15 protein-coding genes are annotated in these 14,961 nt (G+C 44.1%); 7 read left to right on the forward strand and 8 right to left on the reverse strand.

Going from position 1 to position 14,961, the window contains the following annotated elements; genetic code table 11:
- Positions 1-33: 33 nt before the first annotated feature.
- The 7 genes from JHD45_RS03745 to JHD45_RS03775 all read right to left on the reverse strand — a co-directional run bounded on the left by JHD45_RS03745 (position 34) and on the right by JHD45_RS03775 (position 5,563).
- On the reverse strand, positions 34-324 hold the full coding sequence (locus JHD45_RS03745; RefSeq protein WP_199474881.1) for a type II toxin-antitoxin system RelE/ParE family toxin: 291 nt from the start codon (positions 322-324) through the stop codon (positions 34-36).
- Positions 317-538 carry a TA system antitoxin ParD family protein gene (locus tag JHD45_RS03750; protein WP_199474883.1) on the reverse strand — a complete coding sequence of 74 codons (222 nt, stop codon included), beginning with the start codon at positions 536-538 and terminating at the stop codon, positions 317-319. The genes JHD45_RS03745 and JHD45_RS03750 overlap by 8 nt, the downstream gene beginning before the upstream one ends.
- Before the next feature lie 194 nt (positions 539-732).
- Complete coding sequence (locus tag JHD45_RS03755) at positions 733-2,040, reverse strand: TRAP transporter large permease (protein WP_199474885.1); 1,308 nt, start codon at positions 2,038-2,040, stop codon at positions 733-735.
- A gap of 9 nt (positions 2,041-2,049) precedes the next feature.
- Positions 2,050-2,571 (reverse strand): TRAP transporter small permease subunit, encoded by a 522-nt coding sequence (locus JHD45_RS03760; protein WP_199474887.1) that lies wholly within the window; start codon positions 2,569-2,571, stop codon positions 2,050-2,052.
- The gene (locus tag JHD45_RS03765) at positions 2,571-3,551 is read right to left on the reverse strand and encodes a TRAP transporter substrate-binding protein (RefSeq protein ID WP_199474889.1); all 981 of its coding nucleotides are present in this window, start codon (positions 3,549-3,551) and stop codon (positions 2,571-2,573) included. Before JHD45_RS03765 ends, JHD45_RS03760 begins: the two co-directional genes overlap by 1 nt.
- Positions 3,552-3,708: 157 nt before the next feature.
- The gene (locus JHD45_RS03770; protein ID WP_199474891.1) at positions 3,709-4,932 is read right to left on the reverse strand and encodes an MFS transporter; all 1,224 of its coding nucleotides are present in this window, start codon (positions 4,930-4,932) and stop codon (positions 3,709-3,711) included.
- 166 nt (positions 4,933-5,098) lie between these two features.
- Positions 5,099-5,563: a GNAT family N-acetyltransferase gene (locus JHD45_RS03775; protein ID WP_199474893.1), complete on the reverse strand. Its 465-nt coding sequence runs from the start codon at positions 5,561-5,563 to the stop codon at positions 5,099-5,101.
- A gap of 152 nt (positions 5,564-5,715) precedes the next feature.
- Here JHD45_RS03775 and JHD45_RS03780 point away from each other — a divergent pair, with 152 nt between their 5' ends.
- The 3 genes from JHD45_RS03780 to JHD45_RS03790 all read left to right on the forward strand — a co-directional run bounded on the left by JHD45_RS03780 (position 5,716) and on the right by JHD45_RS03790 (position 9,885).
- Positions 5,716-7,392, forward strand: coding sequence for a sensor histidine kinase (locus tag JHD45_RS03780; protein ID WP_199474894.1), 1,677 nt, complete (start codon positions 5,716-5,718; stop codon positions 7,390-7,392).
- Positions 7,393-7,445: 53 nt separating this feature from the next.
- Positions 7,446-8,180: a two-component system response regulator BtsR gene (btsR, locus tag JHD45_RS03785; RefSeq protein ID WP_199474902.1), complete on the forward strand. Its 735-nt coding sequence runs from the start codon at positions 7,446-7,448 to the stop codon at positions 8,178-8,180.
- A 214-nt stretch (positions 8,181-8,394) separates the two neighbouring features.
- The gene (locus JHD45_RS03790) at positions 8,395-9,885 is read left to right on the forward strand and encodes a carbon starvation protein A (RefSeq protein WP_199474904.1); all 1,491 of its coding nucleotides are present in this window, start codon (positions 8,395-8,397) and stop codon (positions 9,883-9,885) included.
- A 167-nt stretch (positions 9,886-10,052) separates the two neighbouring features.
- Here the strand turns inward: JHD45_RS03790 and JHD45_RS03795 are convergent, their stop codons facing one another.
- Positions 10,053-10,886, reverse strand: a complete 834-nt coding sequence (locus JHD45_RS03795; protein ID WP_199474906.1) for a helix-turn-helix domain-containing protein — start codon at positions 10,884-10,886, stop codon at positions 10,053-10,055.
- A gap of 327 nt (positions 10,887-11,213) precedes the next feature.
- Between JHD45_RS03795 and JHD45_RS03800 the strand changes: the two genes are divergently transcribed.
- The 4 genes from JHD45_RS03800 to JHD45_RS03815 all read left to right on the forward strand — a co-directional run bounded on the left by JHD45_RS03800 (position 11,214) and on the right by JHD45_RS03815 (position 14,896).
- The gene (locus JHD45_RS03800; protein WP_199474908.1) at positions 11,214-12,353 is read left to right on the forward strand and encodes a tyramine oxidase subunit B; all 1,140 of its coding nucleotides are present in this window, start codon (positions 11,214-11,216) and stop codon (positions 12,351-12,353) included.
- A 145-nt stretch (positions 12,354-12,498) separates the two neighbouring features.
- Positions 12,499-12,918, forward strand: coding sequence for a RidA family protein (locus tag JHD45_RS03805; RefSeq protein WP_199474910.1), 420 nt, complete (start codon positions 12,499-12,501; stop codon positions 12,916-12,918).
- A 76-nt stretch (positions 12,919-12,994) separates the two neighbouring features.
- A complete protein-coding gene (locus JHD45_RS03810) occupies positions 12,995-14,287 on the forward strand; it encodes an NAD(P)/FAD-dependent oxidoreductase (RefSeq protein WP_199474913.1) in 1,293 nt (430 codons plus the stop codon).
- A gap of 114 nt (positions 14,288-14,401) precedes the next feature.
- Positions 14,402-14,896 carry a DUF2165 family protein gene (locus tag JHD45_RS03815; RefSeq protein ID WP_199474915.1) on the forward strand — a complete coding sequence of 165 codons (495 nt, stop codon included), beginning with the start codon at positions 14,402-14,404 and terminating at the stop codon, positions 14,894-14,896.
- The last annotated feature ends 65 nt before the right edge of the window (positions 14,897-14,961 follow it).

Genomic DNA, 14,961 nt, shown 5'->3' on the forward strand with positions numbered 1-14,961 from the left:
TCCGCTTAACGCAGCACTACAATTCATATCAACTCAGACGATATTTTTCACATCACGATAAAAATTTTCATGAGAACCTAGAGCCATAAGTTCGAGAGTAACGGTACCATCTTCGTAGGTATAACCAAGTAATGTAAGTTGTTTTAGCATCTTAAATTTGTATACGCGAAGGAAGTATAAATCACCTTTCTTCTGTTGCCCTAGAAGCGGATCTTCAATCAATTCTCTGATTGCCTTATCTAGATCCGCCTTTTGGTTTTTATGTAGCTTCTTGACTGCTTTTTTAAAGGTAGGAGTTTGAAGAACCTGAGTGATTTTAGCCAAAATGATATTCCTCAAGTTTTCCGGCTTCTTTTTCTGCTTTGGCAATGATCGCTTGTTTAACGAACTCGTAAGGTAAATCAGGGTTATCTTCCATGATTTCACCAATTTTAGCCCAGTGTTCAATTTGTTTTGGTGTTGTACGGTTTAGAGCTTTAGCCATAATAGCGGCTTTATCAACTAGCTCTTGGTCGAGACGAATACTTGTAGTAGACATAATACAATCTCCTTAATGCGCTGTAAGAAGTGTAGCGTTCTGCTACATTGGTGGCAATATGAATCATAAAAAAGGCTCTGCATTAGCCACAAAAGACCGATAAAAGTTTGCTTAAAAATAGAATAGAGCGGTTGCTAACGTGAGTTATTACGAATTAAGTGTGAGTTTTCTAGCCCTCACTGGGTGTACTTATGCTAGTTTGGCGATAGGAGGTTTGGCAACCATAAAGCGATATCGGGCACTAGGCATAAAATAAGGGCCGCGGTGCACATGAGGATAAAGAAAGGGAAGGCGGCTTTTGCCACTTGGCCTATTTTTTCCCCCGTTAATCCCTGTAGGACGAAGAGGTTAAAACCAACGGGTGGGGTGATTTGCCCGAGTTCTATCAGTATCACTAGAAATACGCCAAACCAAAGCGGGTCGAACCCTGCTTGCACGACGATGGGCAAGGTAATGGGGAGGCTCATGACGGTGATGGAAATGCCATCTAAAAAAAGACCTAATACAATATAAAAAATAGCTAAGGCGAATAAGAGCCACGCTGGTGACAGGTGCAGGTTGGCAATATAGCGAGCTAACTCCGATGGCAAGTGCAAAAATCCCATGGCGGTTGATAATAGCGCGGCGGTGATGAGGATGCTGCAGACCATAGTGGAGCTGAGGAGTGTGGCGATCAAGGCTTCTTGGATCATTGCAAAAGAAAGTTGTCTTTCTTTTAGTAAGATTAACAAAGTAGCAAAAACACCCACTGCTGCCGCTTCAGAGGGGGTGGCAATGCCTGTATAGATGGCACCCATGACGATCACAATCAATGAGATCACAGGGAGAAGCAGCACAATGCTTTTGAGTTTACTGATCTGGCTAACGTTTTCTGGTGGACACAAGGACGGGTTTATTAAAGCGCGAATGATAAGATAGCCAGAGTATAGCAAGGCGATCAAAATACCAGGCAAAATCCCCGCCATAAAAAGTTTGCTGATGGAGACTTCAGATTGAATGCCATAGACGATCATGACTAAAGAGGGCGGAATGAGTAACCCTAAGCTGCCAGCTCCTGCTAAGGAGCCAATGGACAAGCTACGATTATAGCCACGTTTTTTTAATTCCGTCGTGGTGATCTTGCCAACGGTCGCCGTGGTGGCGGCACTAGAACCGCTAACGGCAGCGAATAAGGCGCATCCGAACACATTGGTGTGCAGTATTCCCCCTGGTAGTTTTTTGGTCCAAGGTTCTAGGCCCTTAAATAATCGATCTGAAATATCGGAACGGAAAATCAGCTCCCCCATTAAGATAAACAGTGGAATGGCGGATAACTCCCAAGAATTTCCCGCACTGAAAATAATACGACTGAGAATGGCGCCAGCCCGGTGGAAACTAACGTCGCCAATCATCACCAAAGACAAAAGGGCAACAATGGCCAAGCCTGAAAACACCCAGACACCTAAACCAAGCACCACAAAAATAAGTGTCATCACGGCAACAGCGGTTAATACAATGTCCATGTTTACATCCTATTCATGGGATTGGGCTAACTCGATATGGGGAACGTGTCGTGTTGATATCAATATCAACATTCTCACCAGCAGTGTAAAACAGAGTAATACTAAGCCGATTAGTACCATGCCTTCGGGTATCCACAGCGGGGTTTCGGCAATCGACGAGCTGGTTGTGCCGCGCTGAAAGCTTCTCAGGGTATTGATATACCAGTAGTAGGAAATCCACGTGAAAATAGCGAAGGACATAGCTGAAACAAGCAGATCTAGCAGCCAGTGAAAACGTTCTGGTAAGCGATCCATGAGAATATTCACTCTAATCAGGCTATTTCTTTCTAGGCTGTAACCTAAGCCTAGAAAGGTAATGGCCGCCACCGCGTAGCCGACAAATTCATCCAGAACATAGGTGGATGTTCCAAATAACCGCAGTACAATTTCCAGCAGGATATGGCACAGCACATAGACGATTAATAGCATGGCTAAAGCACCAGATAACCGGTTAAGTTGTCTTGATAGCGTGGCTAAGAATCGAATCAGCATTATTTGCTTTTCTCAAATTCAGCAATGATGGTTTGGCCCGGTTGTCCGGTATCTTTTAACCATTCTTTAAGGGATGGTTTAGCGGACTCTTGTAACCAATGGATAAAGGGCTTTGGCAGATCTTTGTGAATAGTGACCTTGTGTGCCACCAATTCTTTATAATTTTCTGCTACTCGCGTTTTTACGGCTTGCCAATTGTGTTTGTCCGTGAGAGCGGCGGCTTTTAAAATGGCTTGCTGATCCTTTTTAGGCAGATCATCAAACTCATCTTTATTCATATGCACCATGTTGAGTGGAATGGCGTATTGAATGGCGCTGTAGTTGTCGAGATGCTCCCAAAACTTGCCACTGGCGCCCGCATCCGCAGAGGTGAGCACGGCTTGAATGCCTCCTGTCGACAGTTGAGGCACCACATCCGCCCAAGATAATTTAATGGGCTCAGCGCCAGCGTCACGTAGTGTTAACGTGCCATTTTTGTCATAGGTGCGGATTTTTAAATTCGCTAGCTCTTGTTTGTTGGTAACGGGTTTTTTTGACCAAATACCGCTCGCTGGCCAAGGGGAGGCGTAAAGCAATATTTGCCCATTTTTAGCAAAGATTTTTTGGTAATAAGGTTTTGCTATTTTATAAAGATCTTCGGCTTGTTTTTCGTTTTTTACTAAAAAGGGCAAAGAGGAGACTAAAAAAATAGGATCGATTCCCGCCATACTGCCCGCGAGGGTATCGGCTATTTGCACGGCATCATCGGAAACCGCATAAAAATTATCGGCGGATTTAAACCCCAACGAACCACCCGTATGCAGGGTGATTTGCACATCACCTTTCGTTAATTTGGATACTTGATCGATAAAATACTGATCGCCTTGAGCATGGATCGAAGTGGCATTGTATTCATTGGTAAAATCAAATTTCGTTGCGGCAAATACCATAGGAGCTTGGCACAGAGTAGCGGAAAGTAATAACAAGCCGGAATAGCGCATAATGATTCTGTCCTACCAGTAAGAAGTGAAGTTTTACTGTAAGCGGCTATGTATTTTTAGATGAGTCGTATCACGACGAGTAGTTTACTCATCACGACAAAGTGGTTGTTTAGGAAGGTATATAACAAGCTTTATCACCGCCATCCTTCAATAAGGATTAGCTTCCGTTGAGTTTAGTCTGATTGATTCTCATGCCATAAATTAATAAAAAACTGAAAAAGATAATGATGCCCAGAAAACCAAATGTAATAACCGAGTCTGCAGTACTGAGAATATAACCCATAACGAATGGGCTTAAGGCCGCACCTGTTGCTCCAAGGTTTTGTACCGAAAAATAGCGTCCACGAGCGTGCTCTGGTGCGATCAAATCGGTTATTAGAAATAATGCAGGAACAAAAGTAACTTCGCCCAGTGCAAAAAGGAACATGCCTGCGATCCAGGCCGGACGATTCTCGCCAGCATGATAAAAAATAACGAGACCAACTACAAAGCAACCTGTTGCAGTCATCAGAAACTTAAGCATATTACCCTGCGTTATCTTACTGATAATATAATGCTGAAATAGCAACACGACGGCAGCATTAGTGAACATCATCAGTGCGACTATGCTGGATGTCGTCTGTACACTATAGTGTTGTATTAAATGTTGTGAAAGATAAGCAACCGGATTGCCGTATACAAATGCTCCAAAAAATGACGCCAAGGTTAGCAGAAACAACTTTCCTGATGAAAGATCCTCTTGGCGGAGTGTCGTTTTGCTATCAGTTGATAAGCGATTATTATTTTTTACTTGCTGGATACTGAACTCTCTAAGAACATCAGTTCGTATAATTAGCCAGACAAGCGGAAAAAGTGACGCAACTGCACCAGCGTAAAAAATTGCATTTAGTTGCCAGCTCTGGACCAGAGCGCCAAGTAACGGTCCAAGAGCCCATCCCATATTCACTGCAAAATAATTGGCTGAGAAAATTTTCTTTTTATCGATGATGCCTTTCTGACTGGAGATATAAGTTCGAAGTAGTATCTCGATACAGGAATAAGCGAAGTTCATCACGATAAGTAAAAATGTAAGCGTAGCAAACCCTCCTGACAAAGCTCCTAAAAACATTGATAAAAAAAACAAAAGCAGCAGGAAAAATATTGTCATCCAGGCATTTTTAGCGCGGGCAAGCCTGCCAGCGTAAAGGCTTAAAACAATACCAGCAATAGAGCTCAACGATAGTGCCAAACCAGCAGACGTAATGCTTTCATCGAAGGCAGCGGTTATATATACCGCCAAAAACGGGATGACTGCACCTCGGGCGATAGTGAGGAGAAACGAGGAAAAAAGGAAAAACGAAACAACCGGATTACGTTTTGTCACTGTTGCGTTTAATGTCATTGATATCCACCTTATCCGCGCATTCAGCTATCAAATGCAACACTCTCCTAGACAGCCTTAGTTAACTTATTAAATATGATTTCAGGTTGTTTATATCCTAGACATTTTCTTGGCCTTAGGTTGAATCGTTGTACTACTTGAGCAACATACCCGTGATGAATAATAGCTAATCGAGATATTTACTCATAAACACGCTAAGAGGATGGTCAGGATAGTCGCCAAATGGGCCGCAAGTCCCATAGCCTTGTTTACGATAGAAGGCGATGGCGTCTGGCTGATAGGGGCCAGTCTCTAGCATAAGTGTTCGACAACCTGATTGATAAGCACTGGTTTCCAAAGTGGCAATCAATTGTTGGGCCACACCTTGGCCTCTGGCTTCAGGGCTGACAAATAGACGTTTTACCTCACCGTATGAATCATTCAAAACGATAGCCCCGCAACCGAGGGCTTTGTTCTGTTGGTCTCGAGCGACAGCAAAAAGCACATTAGGCTGAGACAGAGAGGCTAAGTCTAATGCGTAGCGGGCTTCTGGCGGGTACAAAGAGGCTTGATAGGCATCGAGATCACTAATTAGTGCCATGATATCGGGCTGGTTGGGGGACTCTTGTTTAATGTGTAATGCTTCTTCCATGTTTTTTGATCGTCTTATAAATGTATTACTTTGATATTGCCCGAACTTTTTTACTCACACAACCTAAACCTTGTCCACCTTGGTTTAGGGGAGTAAATTGAATCTATAGGGTGTTCGTTTGCCGCTTTCCATTTAACAATAAGTATTGATTTATGCATTTAGTTCCGTCTTTGTTGCAGCAGATGTGTGTGTATCTTGTATTGGCTTATATGCTGAGTAAGACGCCAATATTTCTGCCTTTGTTGAATATTTCCTCTCAGCGTTCCCACAAATTTAGTTGTTATGTGCTTTTCTCTTTGTTTTGTATTTTGGGAACGTATTTTGGTCTGAATATTAACGATGCGATTGCCAATACCCGTGCGATTGGGGCGGTCATCGGTGGCTTACTAGGGGGGCCGGTTGTTGGTTTTGCAGTGGGGTTAACGGGAGGGATTCATCGCTATACTTTGGGCGGTTTCACCGATGTGGCCTGCGCGATTTCCACGACCATGGAGGGCTTGATCGGTGGTTTATTGCACTTGTATTTAGTCAGAAAGGATAAGTCCTACCTGTTATTTAATCCTTTGATTGTATTGGCGATCACTTTCGTGGCGGAAGTCAGTCAAATGCTGATTATTCTCGCGGTTGCCAAACCCTTTGATCGTGCCTATACCTTGGTGTCTGAGATTGCGGCGCCGATGATCATTGCCAATTGTGTGGGGGCCGCGTTATTTGTCAGTATTCTGCAAGATAAGAAAACCATTTTTGAGCGATACTCTGCGGTGTTTTCAAGACGAGCACTGACCATCGCCGAGCGAAGTGTGGGCATTTGGAGTACGGGGTTTGATGGGAGCAGTGCGGAAAAAGTCGCTCGGATTATCTACGAAGAGACCAATGTGGGGGCGGTGGCCATTACGGATACAGAAAATACGTTGGCCTTTATTGGTATTGGTGAAGATCACCATAAGCCCAATACGCCGATTTCCTCCAAGTATACGCGACAAGCTATGGAGCAAAACCGCATCATTTATTTAGGCGCCCGTGAATCACCTTATCATTGCTCTATTTCAGATAATTGTAAGCTCGGGACGGTATTGGTTATTCCGTTGCGAGCGGGCAAAAAAGTGGTGGGTACCATTAAGCTTTATGAGCCCAAACGGAAACTTTTGTCGAATATCAATCGTTCCATGGGAGAGGGGATCGGGCAGTTATTGTCGAGCCAAATTTTATATGGCGATTTCCAACAGCAGCAAACGCTGTTAACTCAAGCAGAAATTAAGCTGTTGCACGCGCAAGTGAACCCTCACTTTTTATTTAATGCGCTCAATACCATCAGTGCGGTGATTCGTCGGGATCCGAATAAAGCACGAGAGCTTATTCAGCATCTTTCGCATTTTTTTAGGAGTAATCTTAAGCAGAATATTGAAACGGTGGCGTTTAAAGATGAGCTTGCCCATGTGAATGCTTATTTGACGATTGAAAAGGCGCGTTTTACTGATCGTCTAACCGTGGAGATTGATATTCATGAAGCATTGCAGGAGAGGTTATTGCCCAGTTTTACCCTACAGCCATTGGTTGAGAACGCCATCAAGCATGGTATCAGTACAATGTTAGAAGGTGGGCGGGTGCGCATCTATAGTGAACGCAATGGGGTGGGGTATAATATTGTCGTGGAAGACAATGCGGGGCAGTTTGTGCCGGCATTGGGTGACAAGCAAGGTCTAGGGATGGAGATTGTCGCAAAGCGTCTTGTGCATTTTTTTGGTGATAAAGCCGCGTTGCAAACGGAGTGTGAAGCAGGCAAATCAACACGAATGCGTTTTCTCGTCCCTGATCAGGTTTCTTCTTAAAGTGTGGGGGTGGCTGCGCAATCCAATAACAATAATCGTCGAGAAAAGTGGTTATGCTAACGGCAATAGTAATAGATGATGAGTTCTTGGCCCGTGAAGAGCTGACAGAGTTGCTTCAAGAGTCCGCAAAAGTGAACGTCGTCGCGCAGGCCAATAATGCCATAGAAGGGCTCAAGTTGATTAATACGTTAAAGCCCGATGCTGTTTTTTTGGACATTCAAATGCCACAACTCAGTGGCATTGAGCTGATTGGTATGTTGGATCCTGAGACGATGCCTTGTGTGGTGTTTGTCACGGCCTTTGATCAGTATGCCGTTCGCGCATTTGAAGACAACGCCCTTGATTACTTGCTGAAACCAGTAGACCCGAAACGTTTGGATAAGACTCTACAGCGCCTGTTAAAAGTGAAGCATAATCAAGAGGCGCCCCATACACAGGCGCAAATTGATGCGCTCACGCCAAAAATACTTCAGCAAGTGCCTTGTCTTGGACACAATCGTATTATGATCATTCCACTTCAGGAGATTGAAATGGTTTACAGTGATCTATCGGGGGTTCATGTGCAAACCGCTCATCAGACGGCAAGTAGCCAACTCACGTTAAAGACCTTGGAAGAAAAAACGGATTTACTGCGCTGTCATCGCCAATATCTTATTAATACGAAGAGCATTAAAGAGATTCAGTTACTGGATAATGGCTTGGCGGAAGTGGTGACACTCAGTGGGAAACTGGTGCCGGTGAGTCGTCGTTACTTAAAGACTTTGAAGCATATGTTGGGGATTATTTAACGATGGTGACACCTTTGGAAGGAATGTGTACCCCTCGTCATCTTCATGGCATTTTACTGACTTTTTAAGTTTGTCCCACTCCGCTCAATTTTTCCTATGACCGCTTAGCTTAGTATCTTGCCACTGGGCAAAAGCTCTGGTGATTCTTTATAAAAGCCGATTTATCTTTGCCGTTGCAACTATAAAAACAATTATGCAATAGGAAGATAATAAAATGATGATGTTTCTATTTTGTGTAGCTGCGCTAATCGCGGGTTACTTCATTTACGGGGCTTTTGTCGAAAAAGTCTTCGGTATCAAAGAGAATCGTACGACACCTGCGTTTTCTAAGCGTGATGGTGTGGATTACGTTCCCATGTCGAACAAGAAAGTGTACCTCGTACAGTTATTAAACATTGCTGGTGTTGGCCCTATTTTCGGTCCCATTATGGGGGCGCTATATGGTCCTGCTGCCATGCTCTGGATTGTCTTTGGGTGTATTTTCGCTGGTGCTGTTCACGATTACTTTTCGGGGATGCTGTCTATTCGTAATGGTGGGGCATCGGTTCCTTCTATCACGGGGCGCTATCTTGGCAAAGGCGCCAAACACTTTATGAATGTGTTCGCTGTGGTGTTGTTATTATTGGTTGGTGTGGTGTTTGTATCCGCCCCTGCCAGTATGATCACCAATTTGGTGAACCATCAAACCAGCGCAACATTGTCCATGGGAACCATGGTAGCCGTCATTTTTGCTTACTATATTTTGGCGACTATTGTTCCTATCGATAAAATCATTGGGCGCTTGTATCCATTGTTTGGGGCGCTACTGATTTTTATGTCGGTTGGACTGATCGGTGCGATTGCGTTTTCGTCCCATCATGCGCTGTTAGCGAACTACTCGTTTAGCGATATGTTCACCAATATGAACCCAAATCATTTACCTCTATGGCCCGCTCTATTTATCACCATTGCTTGTGGGGCGGTATCGGGCTTTCATGCCACGCAATCACCTTTGATGGCACGGTGTTTGGAAAATGAGAAGAATGGTCGATTTGTCTTCTTCGGCGCCATGATAGGTGAAGGGGTGATCGCTTTGATCTGGTGTGCGATTGCGTTGTCCTTCTTTGGTTCAATGGGATCATTAGGAGCCGCCGTTGCCCATGGTGGACCGGGTAATGTGGTTTATACTGCGTCCTTCGGCTTGCTTGGTACGTTCGGCGGCATCCTTGCCTTTTTGGGTGTGGTTATTTTGCCGATTACCTCTGGCGATACGGCATTTCGCTCTAGCCGTCTGATTTTGGCGGAATACTTTAGCATGGAGCAAAAAACACTGAAAAACCGCTTATTTATGTCTGTGCCGCTGTTTATTATTGGTGGCATTCTGACACAGGTGGATTTTGCTGTGATTTGGCGCTACTTCGGCTTTGCCAACCAAATGACGGCGGTAATGATGTTATGGACCGCCTCTGCCTACTTGCTTCGTTTCAATAAGCTACACTGGATCTCTACGATTCCAGCGATGTTTATGACGGCGGTTTGTACCACCTTTATACTCAATAACAGTACATTAGGCTTTGGCTTATCTATGTCTGTATCCACTGCGATTGGTATTGCTGTGACCTTATTTGTGACTGGTTATGTGATCAAAATCTCCAAAGGGAAAGGGGATCCAGCTCTTGATCAGGTTGAAGAAGACAAACTAAACACGGTGCCGAAAACTGTGTGAGTAGTGAGTAAAACGGACAAGCATTTCGCTCCACCTTGATAAAAAAGCCGATTGATAAAGACCTCAATCGGCTTTTTTTATAGGAATCTTTGGCGAGCTGAAAACACTAAAAATGCGCCATCTTGGGGCTTTTTTAGGCAGAAGGAATATCATTGCACGGGAATGGTTCAGTAATAACGAATTCGTTGTTGATAGGTGCCGCGTGATATACGATTCAAATAATCCAATGGTGTGGTGCTGACAAGCTTTTTAAACTCGCTAAGAAAGTGCGATTGATCATAAAACCCTAAGTCGCAGGCCAAATCAGAGAAAACCAATTCATTGTTGTTATGGATATCACACACTGCCGATTGGCAACGAATGATACGGCTGAATGTTTTGGGAGACACTCCGAGATCGTCGCGAAACTGTCTTTGTATGGTTCGCGTTGTGTAACCTGTTAGGGTTTCCAAGTCTTGAATCCGAATATTGCCTTTTTTCTTATAGATGTCCTGAACCACTTGAAGGGTGAGTGAGGAAGGCTGTCTTATCTGCTTGCCCAATAAAAATTCGTTAAAAATGGCGACCTGTTTGGCAAAGCTAGGTTGGCTAACAATTTTCTCGAAAGCCTCGTAACTGTTGGGGATCGTCTCTAAAAAGTCAAACTCTTGATCGATTAAATCCCCTGTGGCGACATTAACAAAATCCGGTATGACGCCTCTTGCAAACCGCACTCCGAAATAACGATGTTGACTGATAAGTTGGGTGTTACGAGCTTCCAGTGGCGTACCGCAAATCATGCCCCGTGGCTTATATTCATCACAGTCAAATACCACATCAACACAACCATCAGGAATGGCAAAGTTAAGTTTGCATTCCTGTTTCAGTTCAAAACTGTAATAGTGGGATATGGCAGGGTTTGACGAAGGGTAAAGAGAGAATTGCTGAGCAGAATTAAGAACAAACCAAGGCTGTTCTGAGCGAATATCGAACATCGGCATAACTCTGGATGATATTGACATAGCATGGCTCTGCTTGAATGAAGGATGAATCAAAAGTCAGCCCATAAGCTGCTTTTACTTTCTCATTAGGTACTCAAAGTACAAAGTACCGGAATAATCATGCAAAAATTATACCGTTACTTTTGGTTCGTTGGGTGAACATGATTCATGTCGGAAAATTCCAATACGCAGCCATTCGACAGGACTAGGATCAAAGGCAATCGTTGCTAAGCCATTTGCATCAAGAGCTACTTAGCCACTGGTGTTGAAGCAAGATAAAGGGGTTTATTTTGTCCGGTTTAGGAGCGTAAAAACAAAAACTATTCATTTTTATTATTAGGTATTGCTATGTCTGAGAACACAACTATCGATTTTATTTATCTATCAGAGCAGGACATGATTCGTGCCGGTGTTACCGATATGCCCAAATGTGTCGACACCATGGAAGAAATGTTTGTGCTTTTGCATAAAGGCGATTATCGCATGGCAGGTTCTAATAGTGATTCCCATGGTGCTTTGATTACGTTTCCTGAAGAGTCTCCTTTTCCAACCATGCCGAAACCCACAGCAGATCGACGCTTAATGGCCATGCCTGCTTATTTAGGTGGGGATTTTCAGACCTGTGGCGTGAAGTGGTATGGCTCTAACATCGCCAACCGTGAGAAGGGGCTACCTCGCTCTATATTGATGTTAACGCTAAGCGATATTGAGACCGCCGCACCTTTGGCTTATATGTCGGCCAATTTATTGTCTGCTTACCGCACGGGAGCGATCCCTGGCGTGGGGGCGCGTCATTTAGCTCGTAAAGATGCAAAAGTGATTGGTCTGCTTGGCCCAGGTGTGATGGGGAAAACCACCGTTTCTGCCTTTATGGCGGCCTGTCATCACATTGATACCATTAAGATTAAAGGCCGTGGTCAAAAGAGTTTGGATGATTTCATTGGGTGGGTGAAGGAAACCTTTCCACAAATTACCAATATCCAAGTGGTCGATAGTATTGAAGATGTGGTACGAGGATCAGATCTTGTCACTTATTGTAACTCTGGAGAGACAGGGGATCCAACGACTTACCCTATCGTCAAACGTGAATGGGTGAAACCAGGGGCATTTTTAGCCATGCCAGCAAGCTGTTCTTTAGATGAGGGAATGGAAGGTCCTGGTGTGCGTAAGGTGTTGGATAATACCCGCTTATACGAGGCATGGTTTGAAGAATTACCGAAACCTGCCCATAACTGTGTTCCGCTAGTGGGTGTGCGTTTTATGGATATGATCGCCGACGGCCAACTTGATAAAGCGGAGCTGGAAGACATTGGCAAAATCGTAGCAAATGAAGCGCCAGGTCGCCAAAACGACGAAGAGATCATCATTATGTCTGTTGGTGGTATGCCAGTAGAAGACATTGCTTGGGCAACCGTGATTTACCGCAATGCAATAGAGAAAGGTATTGGTGTCAAATTGAACCTTTGGGAAACCCCAGTACTGAAATAACAGCATAAATACTGAAGTAGCAGCATAAATACTGAAATAACAACAATCACAGAGTGAGACTGATGACAAACTTCGATCAGTCTCGCTCTCATTGAATCATTAACGATACAGCTTTTAAACATTATTATTTTATAGGGTGAATATCATGACTACCATTATCAAGGCAAAAACGGGTTCCATTTTTGAAGAGAAAGGCAGCTATTCTCGTGTTGTTTCTGTCGATAACTGGATTTATGTTTCTAATACGGCAGGCCGTAACCCAGAGACAAAAGAAATCCCAGACGATGTGATTGAACAAGCTAAACAAGTCTTCAGTAATATTGAGAAAGCTCTTAAGGCAGTCGATTCTTGTTTAGAAGATGTTATGGTGTCACGTGTGTTCATCCAAGACCCAGCAGACACACCAGCGGTGATGGAATTTATTGGTACTAAGTTTAAAGGGGTTAACCCAGCGACGACGGTTACCTGTCCTCCTTTAGGGTCCACTGTTTATAAAGTGGAATTAGAAGTCACGGCTTATCGTGGGGCTTCGAAAGTCAAAGTGCAAGAAATCACGATTGCTTAATTATTCGGTTTTTTAAAATTCTAAGAGGGAGTTTTCATTATTGTGAAAACACCCTTTCATTCCTAGGGAATTTGTTATGACAAAAACACTCGATGCGGTACAAACGCAAGATCAGTTACCAGAGTCAACGACTGTTGTGGTGATTGGTGGTGGTATTGTTGGCGTGACAGCTGCACTAACCTTAGCTGAGCGCAATATTCCTGTTGTTTTGTTAGAAAAAGGCCATATCGGAGGAGAGCAATCTTCACGAAACTTGGGTTGGATTCGGAAAACCAACCGTCACTCAGAGGATGTGCCTCTGGCGGCCGCAGCCGATCGACTCTGGGCACAAATGCCCGAGAGAATTGGTCATGATGCAGGCTATAAACAAGCTGGCATTATGTTTTTAGCAAAAACAGAAGAGCAACTGGCAGCAAGTGAAGGCTGGTTGAAGTCTGTTCAAGCTCTGGATTTGGACTCACATTTGTTGAGCAAACAAGAAATTGATCAAAAAGTGCCAGGTGGAAAGGGCGATTGGGTGGGAGGAATCTATACACCCTCTGACGGTCGCGCAGAGCCTGCTGTCGCAACCGCAGCCATGGCGAAAAAAGCCATTGAGCTGGGGGCAATAATGGTACAAAACTGTGCCGTTCGCACTTTATCCATGTCTGGGGGCAAGGTCTCAGGTGTGGTGACAGAACAAGGAGAAATTCGTTGTGAACGAGTGTTGCTGGCGGGGGGCGCGTGGTCAAGACGCTTCTTAGGCAACTTGGGGGTGTCTTTATATACCTTGCCATTAATATGTTCAGTGATGCGAACCAAGCCAATGGAAGGGCCGACTGATATTGCCGTTGGCGGTCCAGATTTCTCTTTTAGGAAACATCAAGGCGGTGGTTTTATTGTCACCCAGCGTGGGGCGTTAGATGCCAAACTCACTTTAGATCATTTATTGATTGGCCGACGCTACCTATCCCAACTACGCACTCAAGGTGGTTTTTTGCGTGTGTCGATGGGCCGTGAGTTTTTTAAAGATTTAGCCTTGGCACGGCGCTGGAACGGTAAGCAAGTGACGCCTTTTGAAAAAATCCGCACTATGGACCCACAAGCCAATCCAGCTTTGAACAATGAGGCCATAACCAACTTGAGAAAGGCTTGGCCGATGTTCGAAGCGGCTGAGTTAGAAGAGGCCTGGGCTGGGGTGATCGATATTACACCTGACTCAAGTCCGGTGATTGATCATGTGAAAAGCATCCCAGGTTTAACCGTTGCGACGGGCTTCTCCGGCCATGGTTTTGGAACGGGACCTGCAGCGGGGCAATTAGCGGCGGATCTTGTCTCCAACCACGAGCCGATTGTTAATCCTGCTCCTTATCGATTTGATCGCTTCTAAGGGCTTGTCTCTCAAAAAATACCGACACATTTTGTGTGTCGGTATTTTTTTTCGCTAGATTCCAGTGTATAAGGAGAAACTTGGATATCAATTATTATCATATGGACCGTGAGTATGAATCATTTAAGAGTTATCAAAGTTATTTTAGTGGCTTGTGTTGCCTTGTTTGCAGGATTGGTTGCTTTTAATAATATCGTGGATTATGGATCCAATTATGCGTTTGTGCAGCATGTATTAACCATGGATTCTATTTTCAATAATAATCCGCTGATCTATCGTTCTATTCAGGCACCTTTTCTACACCACGCTTTTTATTGGCTGATTATCTTTACCGAAGCCATGGTAGGAATATTGTGTGCGCTGGGTGTGTGGCAAATGTGGCACAGCCGACTGGCAGACAACAGGACCTTTAATCGAGCCAAAAAATGGGCCAATATTGGCTTAGCGCTTGGGGTGTTACTTTGGTTTACTGGATTTATGACCATTGGCGCAGAGTGGTTTTTAATGTGGCAGTCTAAAATTTGGAACGGGCAATCCTCGGCATTTCGTTTTATCGTGGTACTCTTTCTCGTCTTGATCTTTATTAATCAAGAGGAAAAAACGTATTAGAAGCGCTTTATTCGTTCTACTTCGTTTTTCTCGCGTTTTATATTGAGTACACGATGTTTATATTT

This window comes from Marinomonas spartinae, assembly GCF_016461715.1.
Lineage (GTDB): Bacteria > Pseudomonadota > Gammaproteobacteria > Pseudomonadales > Marinomonadaceae > Marinomonas > Marinomonas spartinae_A.

What these genes read in the sequence shown, in the direction of transcription:
- JHD45_RS03810 (WP_199474913.1), top strand. Translation starts at nt 12,995, where the DNA reads ATGACAAAAACACTCGATGCGGTACAAACGCAAGATCAGTTACCAGAG.
- JHD45_RS03775 (WP_199474893.1), bottom strand. Translation starts at nt 5,563, where the DNA reads ATGGAAGAAGCATTACACATTAAACAAGAGTCCCCCAACCAGCCCGAT.
- JHD45_RS03780 (WP_199474894.1), top strand. Translation starts at nt 5,716, where the DNA reads ATGCATTTAGTTCCGTCTTTGTTGCAGCAGATGTGTGTGTATCTTGTA.
- JHD45_RS03815 (WP_199474915.1), top strand. Translation starts at nt 14,402, where the DNA reads ATGAATCATTTAAGAGTTATCAAAGTTATTTTAGTGGCTTGTGTTGCC.
- JHD45_RS03765 (WP_199474889.1), bottom strand. Translation starts at nt 3,551, where the DNA reads ATGCGCTATTCCGGCTTGTTATTACTTTCCGCTACTCTGTGCCAAGCT.
- JHD45_RS03795 (WP_199474906.1), bottom strand. Translation starts at nt 10,886, where the DNA reads ATGTCAATATCATCCAGAGTTATGCCGATGTTCGATATTCGCTCAGAA.
- JHD45_RS03750 (WP_199474883.1), bottom strand. Translation starts at nt 538, where the DNA reads ATGTCTACTACAAGTATTCGTCTCGACCAAGAGCTAGTTGATAAAGCC.
- btsR (WP_199474902.1), top strand. Translation starts at nt 7,446, where the DNA reads ATGCTAACGGCAATAGTAATAGATGATGAGTTCTTGGCCCGTGAAGAG.
- JHD45_RS03800 (WP_199474908.1), top strand. Translation starts at nt 11,214, where the DNA reads ATGTCTGAGAACACAACTATCGATTTTATTTATCTATCAGAGCAGGAC.
- JHD45_RS03760 (WP_199474887.1), bottom strand. Translation starts at nt 2,571, where the DNA reads ATGCTGATTCGATTCTTAGCCACGCTATCAAGACAACTTAACCGGTTA.
- JHD45_RS03790 (WP_199474904.1), top strand. Translation starts at nt 8,395, where the DNA reads ATGATGATGTTTCTATTTTGTGTAGCTGCGCTAATCGCGGGTTACTTC.
- JHD45_RS03805 (WP_199474910.1), top strand. Translation starts at nt 12,499, where the DNA reads ATGACTACCATTATCAAGGCAAAAACGGGTTCCATTTTTGAAGAGAAA.
- JHD45_RS03770 (WP_199474891.1), bottom strand. Translation starts at nt 4,932, where the DNA reads ATGACATTAAACGCAACAGTGACAAAACGTAATCCGGTTGTTTCGTTT.
- JHD45_RS03755 (WP_199474885.1), bottom strand. Translation starts at nt 2,040, where the DNA reads ATGGACATTGTATTAACCGCTGTTGCCGTGATGACACTTATTTTTGTG.